Raw genomic sequence first — 14,857 nt, 5'->3', positions numbered from 1 at the left:
TACCCGGACCTCCTTGCCGTTCAGGGTGTTTCGCTGTACCTGCAGTTTACCTGAACGCATCCTGATAGCACAAGCGTTCTATAAGAAAAATTTCCGAATAATGCCGATGACCGGCGGCGCGCGACCCGCGCCCGACCGACCACCAACCCTGGCGAGCGCCCGCGAACCCACCCAGCCGGGCATGCCGCCACCCCGCTTGCCGAGGGCGCTGCAGGTCAGAACGCGAGCGTCGATGCGACACGCTAACGATGTATCGGGCATCGACTAGATTTCGCCATACAGTCCTCGCGTGGATCCGATACGCAACCCTTACGCGCCCGGCGCCGGTCAGCGCCCACCGGAGCTGGCCGGTCGTGACGACGAGCTGCGCACGTTCGACGTCGTGCTGGAGCGGATCGCGCGCGGGCGCCCGGAGCGGTCGGTGGTGCTCACCGGGCTGCGTGGTGTGGGCAAGACGGTGCTGCTGAATGCGTTGCGGTCAGCGGCTGTTCGTGCGAAGTGGGGCACGGGCAAGCTGGAGGCACGGCCCGATCAGCGGCTGCGCCGCCCGTTGTCGTCGGCGCTGCACCAGGCGGTGCGGGAGCTCGGGCATTCGCAGCAGGCCGACGTCGATCAGGTGCTCGGGGTGATCAAGTCGTTCGCGCAGCGCGACGCCGGCCCGAACGCCAAACTGCGCGAGCGGTGGAACCCGGGCATCGACGCCCCGGCGGTCACCGGACGCGCCGACTCGGGCGACATCGAAATCGACCTGGTCGAATTGCTTTCCGACGCAGGCGGATTGGCCGCTGATATGGGTCGCGGCGTCGCGATCTTCATCGACGAGATGCAGGACTTGGACGCCGAGGATGTGTCGGCGCTGTGCGCCGCATGTCATGAGATCAGCCAGGCCTCCCTGCCGATCATCGTCGTAGGTGCCGGCCTGCCACACCTGCCGGCGGTGCTGTCGGCGTCAAAGTCGTACAGCGAGAGGTTGTTTCGTTACGCGCGCATCGATCGCCTGCCTCGCGAGGCCGCGGACAGGGCGCTGCAGTCACCGGCGCAGGAGGAGGACGCGGAGTTCGAGTCGGCCGCCCTCGAGGCGATGTATGTCGCGACGGGCGGCTACCCCTACTTCATCCAGGCCTACGGCAAGGTCGCGTGGGACGTTGCGCCCGGCTCACCCGTGACCGCCGCCGATATAGCGGTCGCGGCACCGGCTGCCGAGGCGGAGCTGGCAGTCGGATTCTTCGGATCCCGTTATGAGAGAGCGACTCCCGGGGAGCGGGAGTACCTCCGCGCCATGGCTGACGCGGCCACTGCTACACCGGAGGAGGAGCGAGACGACGTTGAGTCGGTGCCGACCTCCGCCGTTGCGACCGTCCTCGGCCGCAAGCCGCAGTCGCTCTCGCCCGCCCGTGACGCGCTGCTGAAGAAGGGCCTCATCTACTCCGGCGAGCGCGGGCGGATCGCCTTCACCGTCCCGCACTTCGGGAGGTACTTGCGCAGCGTCGGCTGAGATGCGAAATGCCCGCTTCACTTCAGGTACTTCGCGAACGGGCATCGCGCGCATCATGAACGTGTCGAAGCGAGGCCCGACAAGTCGAGATCGCCGCTCTCAGCTCAACGAATGATGACCACGGTCGACTGGGCGTGCCGCAGGCAGTAGTAGCTGGTGGAGCCCAGCATCATGCCGGCGATGCCGGTGCGGCCTTCGCTGCCGACGACCAGCAGGTCGCCTTCCTGCGCCTCGTCCACCAGGGATCGCCCCGGGTAGCCCTCGATGGTCTTCGCGACCACGTTGATCCCGGCCGGGTCGAACCGCGTGCGCGCGTCCTCCAGCAGCGACGCCGCCTCGCGTTCGGGGTTGATGCCGCTCGCGGCGACGGCCAGGGCGCCGGCGGGCGAGGTGTTGAGCGAGCGGGCGTATGGCGCCCATACCGCCACCAGGACCAGATCGTTACCGGTCATCTGCGCCTGCTTGGCGGCCCAGTCGACCGCCTTCGCCGAATTCTCCGATCCATCGACTCCCACGATCACGGCAGGCTGACGAGTGGTGGACATGGTTCCTCCTTCACGGCGACCGTTGTCGCACTGGTGGCTGCAGGGGAGTTGGGGTTTGGCCAAGTACAGATGGTAGGGCTGACCGTAGCGGGGTTGCCGGTGCGTGGAGCGTTGTTGCGCAACTTCCACGCACCCGCCGCGCAGCGCGACGAGCAGCCCAGGCCCGATCGCCTGGGGAACGTCAGTTTCGGGGAGCCTCGGGGAAGCGCCGGTCGAGGGGCGGGCAACCGCAACTGTCGCGATACTGGATTTCGGTCGGCAGCCGGACCACCCGGTGGGCCGCCATCGGGTTCTCCAGCCGATGCAGCAACAGTTGCACCGCCCGGGCGCCCATGGCGTGAAATGGCTGCGCCACGGTGGTGAGCGCCGGCCGCACCGCGGAGGCCCATTCGAAGTCGTCGAAACCGACCAGCGCGACGTCGTCGCCCACGCGAATGCCGAGTTCGTCGAATGCCTGGAGCGCGCCGACCGTCATCGCATTGTTCGCGCTGAAGATGGCTGTCGGGCGAGGCTCGTTCCGCAGCAGGCTGTGGACTGCCGCGCGTCCGCCACTCGCGCTGGAGTGGCCACATCGCACCAGGTGCTCGTCGACGGCCAGTCCGGCGTCGACGAGAGCCCGCTGATAACCACGCAGCCGTTCCTGTGACGTCGACAGGCCGGGCAGCCCGGACACCATGCCGATGCGGTGGTGGCCGTGGCCGATCAAGTGCTCGATGAGGGTGGCCGTCGCCGACGCACTGTCGCAGACGACCTGGTCGCAGGGAGAGGCGCTGAGCCTGTCGATCAGCACGTACGGCCGACCGCCCTTGTGCAGCAACGGCAGCGCGGTCTCCTCCCACTGGGAGGTCGGCGCAAGCACGATGGCATCCACGTGGTGGGTCAGCAACGTCCGGACTGCCTCGCTCTCCTGCTTCGGGTTGTCGTGTGAGTCGCACAGAAAGAGCGCGAAGCCGGCCCGGATCGCTTCTTGCTCGACGCCCTGGATCAGCTCGGCCATGTACGGGTTGGAGTAACTGGAGATCGCGATCCCGAGGGTGCGCCGGCTCGGTGCGATCTCCACGGTTTCCGGGAGCTCGTAGCCCAGTTCCTCCGCCGCCGCAAGGACGGCCGCTTGCGTGGCTGGGCTGACAAATCGGGTCCCATTCAGGACGTGGGACACGGTGGATGTCGAAACGCCCGCGTGTTCGGCGACCTCGCGCATCCGGACACGCCGCCGTGGAGCTGCCATCCGGCCATCGTATGCCGCCTGGCCTCGCCTGCTGGGGCACATCTGTTGCGCAACGCATCGCACGCGGCGGATCCACGCGCTTATGCTCTGTGGCGCAAGTCACGCCGGATGGGCTCCCTACCATCCCGCTCTCGGTCGTACCTGTGAGCATCGGATCAGTCGGCTGCACTTCGGGATCGTCACTTCTCCCGCCGAGAGGTAACACATGACCCAAATAGACAATGCGGAAGAACGGGCCTCGGGCACCGCCTCCGAAAAGAGCAGACTGACCTTCCCGGGCATGGGATTGATGTTCGTCGTCGTCATCTGCTGCTTCACCGCATGGGGCTGCGCCGCGGACATGACGACACCGATGGTCTCGGGTTTCAAGACCATCTTCCACATGAACGCCTTCCAGGGTTCGCTGGTGCAGCTCGCCTATTACGGCGCCTACTTCCTGCTCGCGTTGCCCGCGGCCTTCATCAACCAGAAGTGGGGCTACAAGGTAGGCATCCTGTCCGGGTTGTGCTTGGCCACCCTCGGCGCATTCGGGTTCTACCCCGCGTCGCACATCATGACCTACAGCGCGTTCCTGATAGCCCTGTTCGCCCTGGCGGCAGGGTGCTCCATTCTGGAGACTTCGGCGAACCCGTTCGTCCTGTCGATCGGTCCGGAAGCCACCGCCACCCGCCGGCTGAATTTCGCGCAGGCATTCAACCCGGTCGGCACCAATATCGGCGTGCTGATGGCGAACGCCCTCATCCTGCCCAAGCTGAGCACGCCGGTGAACCTGGCCTCGCTGACGAGTGAACAGGCACACGACGTCCGGGCCAAGCAGCTGCAGGCGGTGATGGGCCCCTACCTCGGGCTCGGTGTCGTGCTGATCCTGATCGCCCTCGCCATCGCCTTCAAGAAAATGCCGAAGACGGAGGCGGTGGACGAGTTCGCGGAGGAGGGGGACTTCAGTCACCTTGAGGGCAAGAGCCCGATGAAGATCCTCTTCTCGAACAAGCGGTGGGTTTTCGGGGTGGTGGCGCAGTTCTTCAACATCGCGGCGCAGACCTGTGTGTGGACCTACATCATCGCCTACGGTCAGCACGTCTTCCACGGCTCGCTGGATGCTGGTGGCCAGGTGCTGCAGGTCAGCCTGTTGCTCTTCCTGATCTCGCGGTTCGTGATGACGTGGGTCATCGGCCGGATCCGCCCGACCAAGGTGCTCAGCGTGCTTGCCAGTGCCGCGGTGCTCCTGTGCATTTTCGGTGCGCTATCGCCGAATATCGTCGGTGTCGTCTGCCTGGTCCTGGTCTCCGGCTGCCTGTCACTGATGTTCCCGACCATTTATGGCGTGGCGCTCAAGGGCCTCGGCCCGGCGTCCAAGTTCGGTGCGGCCGGTCTGGTGATGGCCATTGTCGGCGGTGCGATCGTGCCGATGGTCCAGGGCATCCTGCAGGACTCGATCGGCATCTCGCTGTCGTTCTTCGTTCCCGCCGTCTGCTTCGCAGTCGTGGCGTTGTTCGCGGTCTACGATCTCAAAGCCAAGCCGCAAAGCGTGAAAGGTGCTACCGCATGAGGAAGTTCATCGTAACTTCGGTGGCTCTTGTGGCCACAGTCTCACTGGCCGCCTGTAGCGGTGGCGGCAGCGGCAACAACACGAGTTCGACCAAGCAGGTCGAGATCATGTCCTGGTGGACCTCCGCCTCGGAGAAGGCGGCTCTGCAAGTCCTGGTCAGCGCATACGAGAAGAAATACCCCGATGTCAAGGTGATCGACTCGGCGGTCACCGGTGGCGCGGGCTCGAATGAGCAGGTCGCTCTTGCCTCGCGGTTGCTGAATGGCAATCCACCGGACCTGTGGCAGGCATTTCCGGGCAAGGCGCTCAACTCCTGGAAGAGCCAGGGGTACATCGCCGATGTCTCCAGCGTCTACCAGAATACCGGATTGACGACTCAACTGCCGGCCGGGCTGCTTTCCGCCGAAACAATTGGTGGCAAGCAGTATGGCGTGCCCACCGAGGCGCACCGGCAGAACAATCTCTTCTTCAACACCGCGGTGCTGAGGAAGGCGGGGGTCGCCATACCGACCACGGGGTTCACGATGGATCAGTTCATCGCGGATCTGGCGAAGGTCAATGCCACCGGGACCCCAGGGTTGTGCATGGGGCAAAGTGACCGATTCACTGCCGTCGAGGTTTTCGAGGACACGCTGCTGAGCGTGGTCGGGTCCAAGGGCTGGCAGAAAATCGAGGATGACAAGTTCAACTGGGGCGGATCCGACGTCAAGACTGCCCTGAGCACCTACGCCAAGATCATGAAGTATGTCGATCCGCTCTCCAGTGGCCTGCACTGGGACCAGGCGGCAAAGAAGTTCACCAACAATGGCTGCGGATTCCTGGCCATGAACGACTCGGTGTATGGCGAGATCGAGGCGGATCACGGCGTCCCGGGCCAGACCTTCGGCTATGTGCCCTATCCGGGCACGAGCGGCAATTTCCTGGCCATCGTCGACAACTTTGTGCAGGCCAAGAAGGCGAAGAACGGGATCAACGCGAAGAACTTCCTGACCACGATCGCCTCGCCGACGGTCGAGACCGCATTCAGCGCCAAGAAGGGTTCGGTCCCGGTCCGCAAGGATGCAGACGTGTCGAGTCTGACGTCATATCAGCAGTCGGCATTCAAGGCGCTGTTCAGTGACACGATCCTGTTGTCGATGACCGACGGCGAGCTCATCCCGCCGAGGGTGCAACAGGCTCTGTTCAATGCTGTTGCCGACTTCAACTCGGGTCACAGCCAGACCAGCTTCATCAACACGATGCAGAGCAGCAAGGCAGTGATTCCGGTGACCGGCGGCTGAGTCTGGTTCCACGGGTCACGACATCGCCCCAGCCACATGGCTGGGGCGATGTCTGTTTGTCCGCTCGATGAGTGCGTTGCCCCGGCCGGAGGTCCGGGGCCGCCTCCAGCCGGCTGACGCCATACGTCACCGACCGCGAAACCCGACGCGCCCGACAGCCCACGGGCGACCGCGAGAGGAGAAGACTGGTCGGCGGCCCGCGGCGCACCAGGCACCACGGCGAGAAGGAGGATCGAGATGGGTCAGCAGTTTCCGGTCAGTCGGCGGACCGTTCTTCGCGCGGGAGGTGTGATCGGCGGCGGGCTTGCCCTCGGGGCAGTCTCCATGCAGTCCGCGGATGCGGATCCGCTGTGGTGTCATCGGTTTTCGCTGACGCAGCAGGTTGCGCAGCGGGTGATCTTCTCCTACCCCGGAGCGACGCCGTCGGATGAGTTGCTGCAGCTGATCCGGCAGGGCATGGTCGGCGGGCTGATCTTCTTCGGGGAGAACATCCTCAGCCTCTCCCAGATCACCGAGGTGATCAGCGAGCTCAAGGCCGCGCACGCACAGAGCCCCACGCGTGACCTGCCGCTGCTGCTGATGACCGACCAGGAAGGTGGGTTCATCCGGCGGCTGCAGGGCCAGCAGCCGGTGCTGTCGGAGAAGCAGATCGGCGAGTCAGCCGACCCGGTGGCGGCTGCGACCAGCGCCGGCGCCGGTGCAGGCGCGGCGCTCCACGGCGTCGGCATGAACCTGAACCTGGCACCGGTGGAGGATGTCTTCCGCACGCCCGGCAACTTCGACGACCAGTGGCAGCGCTCCTACAGCCAGAACCCCGAGGTGTGCGGCACCCTCGGCGCCGCGTTCGTGCGGGCCCAGCAGGCGACGGGTGTCGCCGCCACCGCGAAGCACTATCCCGGGCTCGGCGCCGCGACCGTCGACCAGAACACCGATCTGGGCGTCGTCACCCTCACCCAGTCGGCGCACGACATCCGCACCATCGACGAGTTCGCATTCACTCCGGTGATCCACGCGGGCGTCAAGCTGGTGATGACGTCGTGGGCGGTCTATCCCGCGATCGACCCGGTCTATCCGGCCGGTCTGTCGACGCGTTTCGTCGAGGGCGAGTTGCGCGGCCGCCAGCACTTCCGCGGCGTGACGATCACCGATGCCCTCGAGGCCGGCGCGCTCGACCCCTTCGGCGACACCGGTCAGCGCACTGTCCTCGCCGCCAAGGCAGGCATGGACTTGCTGCTGTGCTCCGCGCGCGATGTGAGCCAGGGCCAGGCGGCGGTCAGCGCCGTCACCACGGCCCTGCGGCAGGGGCGGCTGAACCCGTGGACCTTCGAGCTGGCCCTGGAACGGGTGCGTCGGCTGCGCGTGGGTCTGCGCTGAGACCGCAGACCCGCACTGCGACCGGCGACTCCCTCAGCTGAGGTTCGCCACCGGTTCGGTGAGCGCCTGCGTGGGCGACACCAGCCACATGGTGCTGCCGATGATCGCCATGTCGAGTGGTCCGGTCCAGTCCTTGGTGTGGTCGAGGCAACCGGACGCGGCAGCCGTCACCAGGTGCACCGAGAGACCGCACGAGGAGGGGGTCGCGACATACACCGCGGTCGACGTTGAGCCGGTGGCGATCGCCACCGTGTCGCCCTTCCCGGTGAGCTGCCGCCAGGAGTCGCCCCCGTCGGTGGTGTGCTGGACGGAGCCATTGCCGCACAGGACGACCGCGTCGTTCGCGGAGTTCACGGCGACGTCCAGCACCCGGCCGGTGCACGGTTCGTCGCTCACCGGCTGACCGTCCGCGAGCAGCTTCGCCTGGTCCTTCGGATCGACCGACCAGGCAGCGGACTTGGTCGTCGCGGAGGGCGAGTCGCCCAGCGTGTATGCCGCGGGCTGGCACGACGCGTCGAGCCCGTTCGCCACGATCGCGCTCCCGGCATACGACAACCCGGAGACGGTGACGAGCGGCACGGACACCGACTTCCAGTCCTGACCGCCGTTGCTGGTGCGGGCGACGTTCGCTCTGGTGGCACCGGGGACGCACGTGACCGCGGAAACCGCCCGCCACGCGTGGGAACTGTTCAGCCCGGCGACGATCACCTTGCCGGCGGGCGCCGCCGCGGTCGTGGGGCTACCCGATGCGGTCGTCGGAGCCGGGGTGGGCGCGGTGAGTGTCTGGTTGGCGACTGCCATCTTCGAGGTGTTGACGTGCGTCGAGCGGAGCGCGCCGGTCACCAGCACCACGTCGGCGACGAGGAGCAGGAAGAGCAGGACGAAAACGGGAGTACGACGCATAGACCACCCCTCCGGACGCCGGGACCCAGCCGCCGGCCGCCCGGCACGATCCCACTATGCCGCAGAAGGGCGCCGTTTCAACGGGAGTATCGAAATATTCGTCGTGACTGATGTGCCGCGTGGGGCTGGTCTGACACCGCGCGCGCCGGCTCAACGCGCCGCCGCAGCCGGACTCAGCCGCCCCTCAGCGGCCGGGTGTCATCGTGCAGTAATGCGTGCCGATGCCCGACCTTGCCCGGCCCGGACGGCCGGCCGGGAGTGGCGACGCCGGGTCGTCATACGGCTGGCGAACCGCAATACTGCTCGCCCATGAGGGTTCTGGTCGTCGACGACGAAGTGCCACTCGCACGCCTCGTTCAGCGGGGGCTGGCCAAGACGGGTTTCGTCGTCGAGATCGCCCACAACGGCATCGACGGGCTGTGGCTGGCGACCGAGGAGACCTTCGACGTGATCGTGCTGGACATCATGCTCCCCGGCATGCACGGGTATGACGTGCTGCGGCGGCTGCGCGAACGGCAGGTCTGGTCCCCGGTGCTGATGCTCACCGCCAAGGACGGCGAATTCGACCAGGTCGACGCCCTCGACCTCGGCGCCGACGACTACCTGACCAAACCGTTCAGTTTCCCCGTGCTGGAAGCGCGTCTGCGGGCGTTGACCCGCCGCACCCCTGTGTCCCGCCCCGTTGTGCTCACCGTCGGCGGCTTGCGGCTCGACCCCGGCTCGACTCAAGTGTTCCGTGGAGACACCGAAATCGACCTGACCGCAAGGGAGTTCAGTCTGCTGCACTTCCTGATGCGACGTCGCGGGGTGACGGTCAGCAAGGCCGAGATCCTGCGGCATGTCTGGGACCCGGCGTTCGAGGGCGACGACAACGTCGTCGAGGTGTATGTCGGCTACCTGCGCCGCAAGATCGACCGCCCGTTCGGCACGGACACGATCGCGACGGTGCGCGGCCTCGGCTACCGGCTCGAGGACTCCTGAGGTTCCGGCAGCGAGAGCGTGAATCGCGCTCCGCCCAGAGGTGATTCGCCGATCTCGACGTCACCTCCCGCACTGCGGGCGAGTTCGCGGACGATGGCCAGGCCGAGGCCGGAGCCACCCGCTCCCCGGCTGCGGCTCTCATCGAGCCGGACGAACCGATCGAACACGCGCTCCCGGTCGGCCGGCGCGATGCCCGGGCCGTCGTCATCCACTGTCAGCAGTGCGACGCCGGCTCGTGCCGAGGTGGTGACGACGACGGTCTCGTGTGCGTGCCGGATGCCGTTGTCGACCAGGTTGCGCACGATGCGCTGCACCGATGACTGCAGGGCAGTCGCCCGGCTCGGGGTGCCGGCATACCGCACCATCACCGTCTCCTGGCCACGCCAGCGTCCGACCTCGGCCTGGGCCACGTCGTCGAGGTCGACACCGACGGGAGCGGACGCCCCGGGAAGCTCCTCAATGCGTGCCAGCAACAGCAGATCTGCGATGAGCGCATTCATCCGCTCCAGCTCGGCGCGGACGGTCGGAGCGACGACCGGCCACTCCTCGGCCGGGTCGGTGGCGGCCAGCTCGGTTGCCGCTTGCAGGGTGGCGAGTGGTGAGCGCAATTCGTGACTGGCATCCGCGACGAAGCGCTGCTGACGTGTTTGTGACGACTGGAGGCGATCCAGCATCCGGTTCAACGTCACTGCCAATGCAGCGATTTCGTCGTCCTGCTGGGGCACCGCCACCCGGGTGTCCAGGTGCCCTGCCTCGATCGCGTCGACCTCGGCACGCATCCGGTCGACCGGCGTGAGCGCACGCCCGGAAACCCACCACGCCAGCGCCGCGGCGAGTGCGGTCAGCACGGGAGTGCCCAGCAGGAGGATCTTGGCGTCGGTGCTGATCGCTTCGTGCTGGGGCTGCTGCGACGCCGCGACCTGCACGATGTAGTGCGCGTCGCCGACGGGCACGCCGACCGACACGACCATGGGCGTGTCGATGTCGCCGGGCCGCCACCAGTGCCGCGCGCCGTGGACGATCCGCCGTTGCCCAGTCGGACGTTCGGAGCTGAGGGGGCCGGTCTGGTCGTCCGGCGCGGCAAGCAGCATCCGGCCGGAGTCGTCGAGCACTACTGTCCGCATCGCCGAATCCACCCCGACGAGAACAGATTTGCGGACTCCGTCGTGTTGGATCGCGGCGGCCACCGTGTCTGCCTGCTGGGTGACCCGGGAGGTGAGGCTGCCGGTGAGGGACCGCTGCAGCAGGGTGGCCAGCACGAAGACGCCCACGACGAGCGGGATGATGACCACGACGGCAGTGAGCGCGGTGAGTTGCGTCCGCAGTCCGCGCAGTCGCGTCGGCATCAGCTGGACCACTCCGCCATACTGCCGCCCGCGGGCCCGGAGAGCCCGGACATCTCAGCGTTTCCTCAGTGCGGGACGCCGTCATCGGATTGTCTTCACGGCGCCGGTTCCGCTCGCTACCTTCGACGTATGGCGAGTTTCGGCAGCTCCGACGACCTGCGTGGCGCGACGTTCCGCGACGTCAGCCTCCGCGACGCCAGCTTCCGCGGTGTCAGCCTGCGTGACGCGCGGATCTCGGACGCCGACCTGTCCCACGCGGTGCTGCGTGGAGTGCAGGTCGAGGGCATCGAGATCGACGGGCCATGGCTCTTCGACGGCGACGAGCCGGTGCTGGTCAACGGCGTCGACATCCGCCCGTATGTCGACGCCGAGCTGAACACGCGGTTTCCCGGTCGCGAGTTGCGCGGCGCCGACACCCCGGACGGCCTGCGCGCGGCGTGGGTGGCGGTGCAGGGTGCCTGGGCGGCGGTTTTCGCCCGGGTTGCGACGTTCCCGGCCGGCATCGTCGATCGGTCGGTCGACGGTGAGTGGCCGTTCGTCCGGACGTTGCGGCATCTGGTGATGGCGACCGATGTGTGGCTGGGGCGGGCCATCCTGGGAGGTGAGCACCCCTATCACCCGCTCGGTGTGCCCAACGACGAACCGGGCACGGAGGCCTACTCTGCGGAGGCCTTCGACGCGGCGGCCACCCCGTCATACGACGAGGTGCTGGCGGTGCGCGCCGGCCGGGTCGCGATGGTCGGCGACTATCTGGCGACCGTGACTCCGGAGGTGCTCGCCGAGCATCGGCCCAACCCGCACGCGCCTGAGTATGACGAGACGGTCCTGCACTGTCTGCACACCATCCTCGACGAGGAGTGGGAGCACTTGCGCTACGCCGTGCGCGATCTCGACGCGCTCAGCGCGGAGGCGACATCCGGCTGATGGTGCCGTGCCGGGAGGTCTGGTGCCGGTCGAGCAGTTCGGCGAAGGCGGCCCAGTCGCCGCGTCGCGCGTCGTCGATCATCTCGCGGTGCTCGGCCACCACGCTGCCGGGATCGTCCAGGATCTCCGCCGCGCTGCGGGCGGTCGACTGCAGCTGACGGTCCTGCACCCGGTCGTAGAGCGCGAGCATCGTCGCATTGCCGGCGAGCGCGACGAAGCCGCGGTGAAACTGCTGCGCGCGCTCGTTGAACGCCGCGAAGTCCCCTGCTGCCAAGTCTTTTCGCTGCGCCTCGACCGAAGCCTCCAGCGTCTGCAGCGCCGCCTCCAGTCCGGCCGGATCGGCTCGCAGCACCCCGGCCGTCTCCAGCGCATGGCGCACCTCGGCCGCCTCGCGGATCTCGTCGTAGGTCAGCTCGCGGACCAGCGCGCCGCGCTGAGGATAGATCGTCACCCACCCCTCGCTCTGCAGCCGGCTGAGTGCCGACCGGATCGGGGTGCGGCTCACGCCGAGTGCGGCGGCGAGCTCGCTCTCGCTGAGCATCGTGCCGGCCGCGAGGGTGCCCGCCACGATGTCCCGGCGGATGCGTTCGTAGGCGCGGGCGCTCGCGCCACCGCGTGGTGTCGTCGCCATCTGCTCCTCCGTCGGTCGTATGCCGTCCCACGGTAGCCGGACCACTAGCACACAACTGGTATCCTAGCTCGCCGGAGGTGGCTATGACGGAGATGGCAGCGGTGACGGCCGAGCTGGACGCCGAGGAGATCGCGCGGGTGCAGCGCCGCACGCTGCGGATCGTGATGACGGCGCAGGTCTTCGGCGGGGCCGGTCTGGCGGCCGGCGCGACCGTCGGGGCGCTGATCGCGAAGGATCTGCTCGGCAGTGTCGGGCTGGCGGGACTGCCGACAGCCGTGGTCACGCTCGGGTCGGCGCTCGCGGCATACCTGGTCGGTCGTGCGGCCCGCCGGCTCGGTCGCCGGCCGGCGCTCGCCGCGGGATTCCTGGCGGGGGCGCTCGGTGCCGCGGGTGTGGTGCTGGCGACCGCGACCCGCGACGTGCCGCTCTTCTTCGTGTCGCTCTTCGTGTATGGCGCCGGGTCGGCCACCAACCTGCAGGCGCGGTATGCCGGGACCGATCTCGCCCGGTCCGATCAGCGCGGCCACGCGGCGAGTCTCGCGCTGGTGTCGACGACTGCGGGCGCGGTGGCTGGGCCGAGCCTGGTTGATCCGCTCGGCACGGTGGCGCACGCGCTCGGGTTGCCCGAACTGTCGGGAATGTTCGTGCTGGCGGGGGTGGCCTATGCGATCGCCGGGGTCACCCTGCTCGCGTTGTTGCGGCCGGACCCGCTGGTGCTGTCGCGGCAGGTGCCCGTGCAGGCGCCGGCCGGCAGCACCGCAGCGCCGGTGACCGCGCACCGGCAGCTCGTCGTGCTCGGCGCGACCACCATGATCGCGACGCAGGTCGCGATGGTTGCGGTGATGACGATGACTCCGGTGGCGATGCAGTCGCACGGTCACGGCCTGGGCGCGGCGGGTGCGGTGATCGCGGCACATATCGCGGCGATGTACCTGCCGTCGCCGATCAGCGGCCTGCTCGCTGACCGATGGGGCCGTCTGCCGACCGCGATCGCCTCCGTTGTCATGTTGCTGCTCGCGGGCATGTGCGCCGCAGCGTCGTCGGGCGGCCCGATGGTTCTGGTGACGATTGCGTTGGTGCTGCTCGGTTTCGGCTGGAACCTCGGCCTGATCGCGGGTACTGCACTGGTCGTCGACGGCACGGTGCCGAGCGAGCGCCCGCAGGTGCAGGGCAGCATCGACGTGCTCGTCGCGCTGACCGGCGCGGCAGCGGGTGCGGCGTCCGGGGTCGTCGCCGCGGCCTTCAGCTACCCGACGCTCGCGATCGCCTGCGGTCTCGTGGGTGTCTGTGCCGTTCCTGTCGTGGTGCGGATGCGGGCGAGCTGAGGGGTTCGCCAGCAGGGAGTATGACGCGAGGCTTTCCTCGCCCCCGGATCGTCCCGAACGATGTCCTGCTCGCCATGGTGCGGGTGCGGCGAACCCGGCGACCGCAGGGAACGCGAAAGTCGGTGGCCTGCAGCCATTTTGGGAGTCGTGGTCTTTCGACGCGGCGGGGAACGGACTGGTCCGGTTGCGCATCAGTTGCCGTCGACTGCGACGTCGCGGCATACGCCGTCGGAGGCGATGTTCGCCCGGAATCCATACGGTGGCGGCCCGTATCAGCGCAGCGGTGAACATAACGGTGGCGGACGCACCGGTGGTGGGTCGTCGCACAAGCCGACGCCGCCCTTGGCTACCACGAAGCGTGCAGGGAAGTCGCGGCCGGAGGCGCAGGCGAGCGCGACGGGTTAGAATGTGTACACGAAGATGACACAATTGCGAGGAGGGGTCATGGGCGCATCCAAGGTCGGGGTCCGGGAGTTCCGGGCCGGTTTGGCCGACTTCGTCGACGCAGACGAACCCGTCGCGGTGACCCGGCACGGGCACACGGTCGGCTACTTCATCCCGGTCAAGACCGACCGTGCTGCTGACGTGGCCGCGTTGAAGGCAGCTGGGGAGAAGCTCGACGCCCTCCTGGCGCTCACTGACGATGAGGTCGAGGCGATGGTTGACGACTTCAAGACCCGCCGCAAAGACCGCCGATAATGCAGCACCGTCGTCTTGTCATCGACGCCAATATCCTGATCCGCGCCGTCCTCGGCCGCCGAGTCAAGGAGACCCTCGCCAGCCACGCAGCAGAGGTGGACTTCTTCGCCCCCGAGGTCGCGTTCGACGACGCCGAAGAGCACCTGCCCGCCGTGCTGACCAAGTTCAACCGCACCGCCGAGATCGAGGCGGCACTCGCCCTCCTGAACCAGCTGCGCAGCATCGTCGCCGCGATCCCCGAGGACGCCTTCCTCAACATCAAGGACGAGGCACTGGCCCGCATTCAACGCGACCCCGACGACTGGCCCGTCCTGGCGGTCGCGATGCTGCTGGACTGCCCGATCTGGACCGAGGACAACGACTTCTTCGGCACCGGCGTCCCGACCTGGACCACCGACAGAATTGGGATCTATCTCAACCCACCCACCAGCGGCTAGGGCGTGTCCTGCGAATGATGTGAGTCGGTGTTACCGATGATGCTGGTGTGGTTGGACGTGGTGAGTTGACGGACGCGGCGTGGGAGCGGATCGGACCGTTGTTGCCACCCTCGGGTGGGCGTGGCGGGCAGTGGCGTGAT

At 67.6% G+C, this 14,857-nt stretch carries 14 protein-coding genes; 9 read left to right on the top strand and 5 right to left on the bottom strand.

Annotated elements, in window-relative coordinates; translation table 11 throughout:
* The first annotated feature begins 289 nt into the window (after window positions 1–289).
* Window positions 290–1,495, top strand: coding sequence for an ATP-binding protein (locus tag EFY87_RS19535; protein WP_123273162.1), 1,206 nt, complete (start codon window positions 290–292; stop codon window positions 1,493–1,495).
* A gap of 104 nt (window positions 1,496–1,599) precedes the next feature.
* On the opposite strand, the gene EFY87_RS19530 is transcribed toward EFY87_RS19535, so the two are convergent.
* Entirely contained in the window at window positions 1,600–2,040 is a 441-nt protein-coding gene (locus EFY87_RS19530) for a universal stress protein (protein WP_123273161.1), read from the bottom strand.
* A gap of 181 nt (window positions 2,041–2,221) precedes the next feature.
* Window positions 2,222–3,268, bottom strand: a complete 1,047-nt coding sequence (locus EFY87_RS19525; protein WP_158607730.1) for a LacI family DNA-binding transcriptional regulator — start codon at window positions 3,266–3,268, stop codon at window positions 2,222–2,224.
* Between the two features lie 205 nt (window positions 3,269–3,473).
* Here EFY87_RS19525 and fucP point away from each other — a divergent pair, with 205 nt between their 5' ends.
* From fucP to EFY87_RS19510, 3 genes are all read left to right on the top strand, one after another.
* Window positions 3,474–4,817, top strand: a complete 1,344-nt coding sequence (gene fucP, locus EFY87_RS19520; protein ID WP_123273159.1) for an L-fucose:H+ symporter permease — start codon at window positions 3,474–3,476, stop codon at window positions 4,815–4,817.
* On the top strand, window positions 4,814–6,097 hold the full coding sequence (locus EFY87_RS19515; RefSeq protein WP_123273158.1) for an ABC transporter substrate-binding protein: 1,284 nt from the start codon (window positions 4,814–4,816) through the stop codon (window positions 6,095–6,097). Before fucP ends, EFY87_RS19515 begins: the two co-directional genes overlap by 4 nt.
* Before the next feature lie 237 nt (window positions 6,098–6,334).
* Window positions 6,335–7,471: a glycoside hydrolase family 3 N-terminal domain-containing protein gene (locus EFY87_RS19510; protein WP_123273157.1), complete on the top strand. Its 1,137-nt coding sequence runs from the start codon at window positions 6,335–6,337 to the stop codon at window positions 7,469–7,471.
* Between the two features lie 33 nt (window positions 7,472–7,504).
* Here EFY87_RS19510 and EFY87_RS20450 read toward each other — a convergent pair whose 3' ends face one another.
* The gene (locus tag EFY87_RS20450; RefSeq protein ID WP_158607729.1) at window positions 7,505–8,374 is read right to left on the bottom strand and encodes a beta propeller repeat protein; all 870 of its coding nucleotides are present in this window, start codon (window positions 8,372–8,374) and stop codon (window positions 7,505–7,507) included.
* Between the two features lie 309 nt (window positions 8,375–8,683).
* Between EFY87_RS20450 and EFY87_RS19500 the strand changes: the two genes are divergently transcribed.
* The gene (locus tag EFY87_RS19500; RefSeq protein ID WP_123273156.1) at window positions 8,684–9,355 is read left to right on the top strand and encodes a response regulator transcription factor; all 672 of its coding nucleotides are present in this window, start codon (window positions 8,684–8,686) and stop codon (window positions 9,353–9,355) included.
* On the opposite strand, the gene EFY87_RS19495 is transcribed toward EFY87_RS19500, so the two are convergent.
* Window positions 9,334–10,713 (bottom strand): sensor histidine kinase, encoded by a 1,380-nt coding sequence (locus EFY87_RS19495; protein ID WP_123273155.1) that lies wholly within the window; start codon window positions 10,711–10,713, stop codon window positions 9,334–9,336. The genes EFY87_RS19500 and EFY87_RS19495 overlap by 22 nt on opposite strands.
* Before the next feature lie 117 nt (window positions 10,714–10,830).
* Here EFY87_RS19495 and EFY87_RS19490 point away from each other — a divergent pair, with 117 nt between their 5' ends.
* A complete protein-coding gene (locus EFY87_RS19490; protein WP_123273154.1) occupies window positions 10,831–11,625 on the top strand; it encodes a DinB family protein in 795 nt (264 codons plus the stop codon).
* Here EFY87_RS19490 and EFY87_RS19485 read toward each other — a convergent pair.
* Window positions 11,600–12,256 carry a GntR family transcriptional regulator gene (locus tag EFY87_RS19485; protein ID WP_123273153.1) on the bottom strand — a complete coding sequence of 219 codons (657 nt, stop codon included), beginning with the start codon at window positions 12,254–12,256 and terminating at the stop codon, window positions 11,600–11,602. The two genes, EFY87_RS19490 and EFY87_RS19485, sit on opposite strands and share 26 nt — an antisense overlap.
* Before the next feature lie 83 nt (window positions 12,257–12,339).
* On the opposite strand from EFY87_RS19485, the gene EFY87_RS19480 reads away from it, so the two are divergent.
* The 3 genes from EFY87_RS19480 to EFY87_RS19470 all read left to right on the top strand — a co-directional run bounded on the left by EFY87_RS19480 (window position 12,340) and on the right by EFY87_RS19470 (window position 14,717).
* The gene (locus tag EFY87_RS19480) at window positions 12,340–13,581 is read left to right on the top strand and encodes an MFS transporter (protein WP_245988774.1); all 1,242 of its coding nucleotides are present in this window, start codon (window positions 12,340–12,342) and stop codon (window positions 13,579–13,581) included.
* Between the two features lie 444 nt (window positions 13,582–14,025).
* Window positions 14,026–14,280 (top strand): type II toxin-antitoxin system Phd/YefM family antitoxin, encoded by a 255-nt coding sequence (locus tag EFY87_RS19475; protein WP_123273152.1) that lies wholly within the window; start codon window positions 14,026–14,028, stop codon window positions 14,278–14,280.
* Entirely contained in the window at window positions 14,280–14,717 is a 438-nt protein-coding gene (locus tag EFY87_RS19470) for a PIN domain-containing protein (RefSeq protein WP_123273151.1), read from the top strand. The genes EFY87_RS19475 and EFY87_RS19470 overlap by 1 nt, the downstream gene beginning before the upstream one ends.
* Window positions 14,718–14,857 lie beyond the last annotated feature (140 nt).

The organism is Flexivirga caeni, from assembly GCF_003724155.1.
GTDB lineage: Bacteria > Actinomycetota > Actinomycetes > Actinomycetales > Dermatophilaceae > Flexivirga > Flexivirga caeni.
This window is presented reverse-complemented; position numbering and strand designations above follow the sequence as displayed.

Coding starts and splice junctions, on each gene's coding strand:
- EFY87_RS19475 (WP_123273152.1), top strand. CDS start 14,026: ATGGGCGCATCCAAGGTCGGGGTCCGGGAGTTCCGGGCCGGTTTGGCC.
- EFY87_RS19490 (WP_123273154.1), top strand. CDS start 10,831: ATGGCGAGTTTCGGCAGCTCCGACGACCTGCGTGGCGCGACGTTCCGC.
- EFY87_RS19530 (WP_123273161.1), bottom strand. CDS start 2,040: ATGTCCACCACTCGTCAGCCTGCCGTGATCGTGGGAGTCGATGGATCG.
- EFY87_RS19510 (WP_123273157.1), top strand. CDS start 6,335: ATGGGTCAGCAGTTTCCGGTCAGTCGGCGGACCGTTCTTCGCGCGGGA.
- EFY87_RS19525 (WP_158607730.1), bottom strand. CDS start 3,268: ATGGCAGCTCCACGGCGGCGTGTCCGGATGCGCGAGGTCGCCGAACAC.
- EFY87_RS19515 (WP_123273158.1), top strand. CDS start 4,814: ATGAGGAAGTTCATCGTAACTTCGGTGGCTCTTGTGGCCACAGTCTCA.
- EFY87_RS19480 (WP_245988774.1), top strand. CDS start 12,340: ATGACGGAGATGGCAGCGGTGACGGCCGAGCTGGACGCCGAGGAGATC.
- EFY87_RS20450 (WP_158607729.1), bottom strand. CDS start 8,374: ATGCGTCGTACTCCCGTTTTCGTCCTGCTCTTCCTGCTCCTCGTCGCC.
- fucP (WP_123273159.1), top strand. CDS start 3,474: ATGACCCAAATAGACAATGCGGAAGAACGGGCCTCGGGCACCGCCTCC.
- EFY87_RS19485 (WP_123273153.1), bottom strand. CDS start 12,256: ATGGCGACGACACCACGCGGTGGCGCGAGCGCCCGCGCCTACGAACGC.
- EFY87_RS19470 (WP_123273151.1), top strand. CDS start 14,280: ATGCAGCACCGTCGTCTTGTCATCGACGCCAATATCCTGATCCGCGCC.
- EFY87_RS19500 (WP_123273156.1), top strand. CDS start 8,684: ATGAGGGTTCTGGTCGTCGACGACGAAGTGCCACTCGCACGCCTCGTT.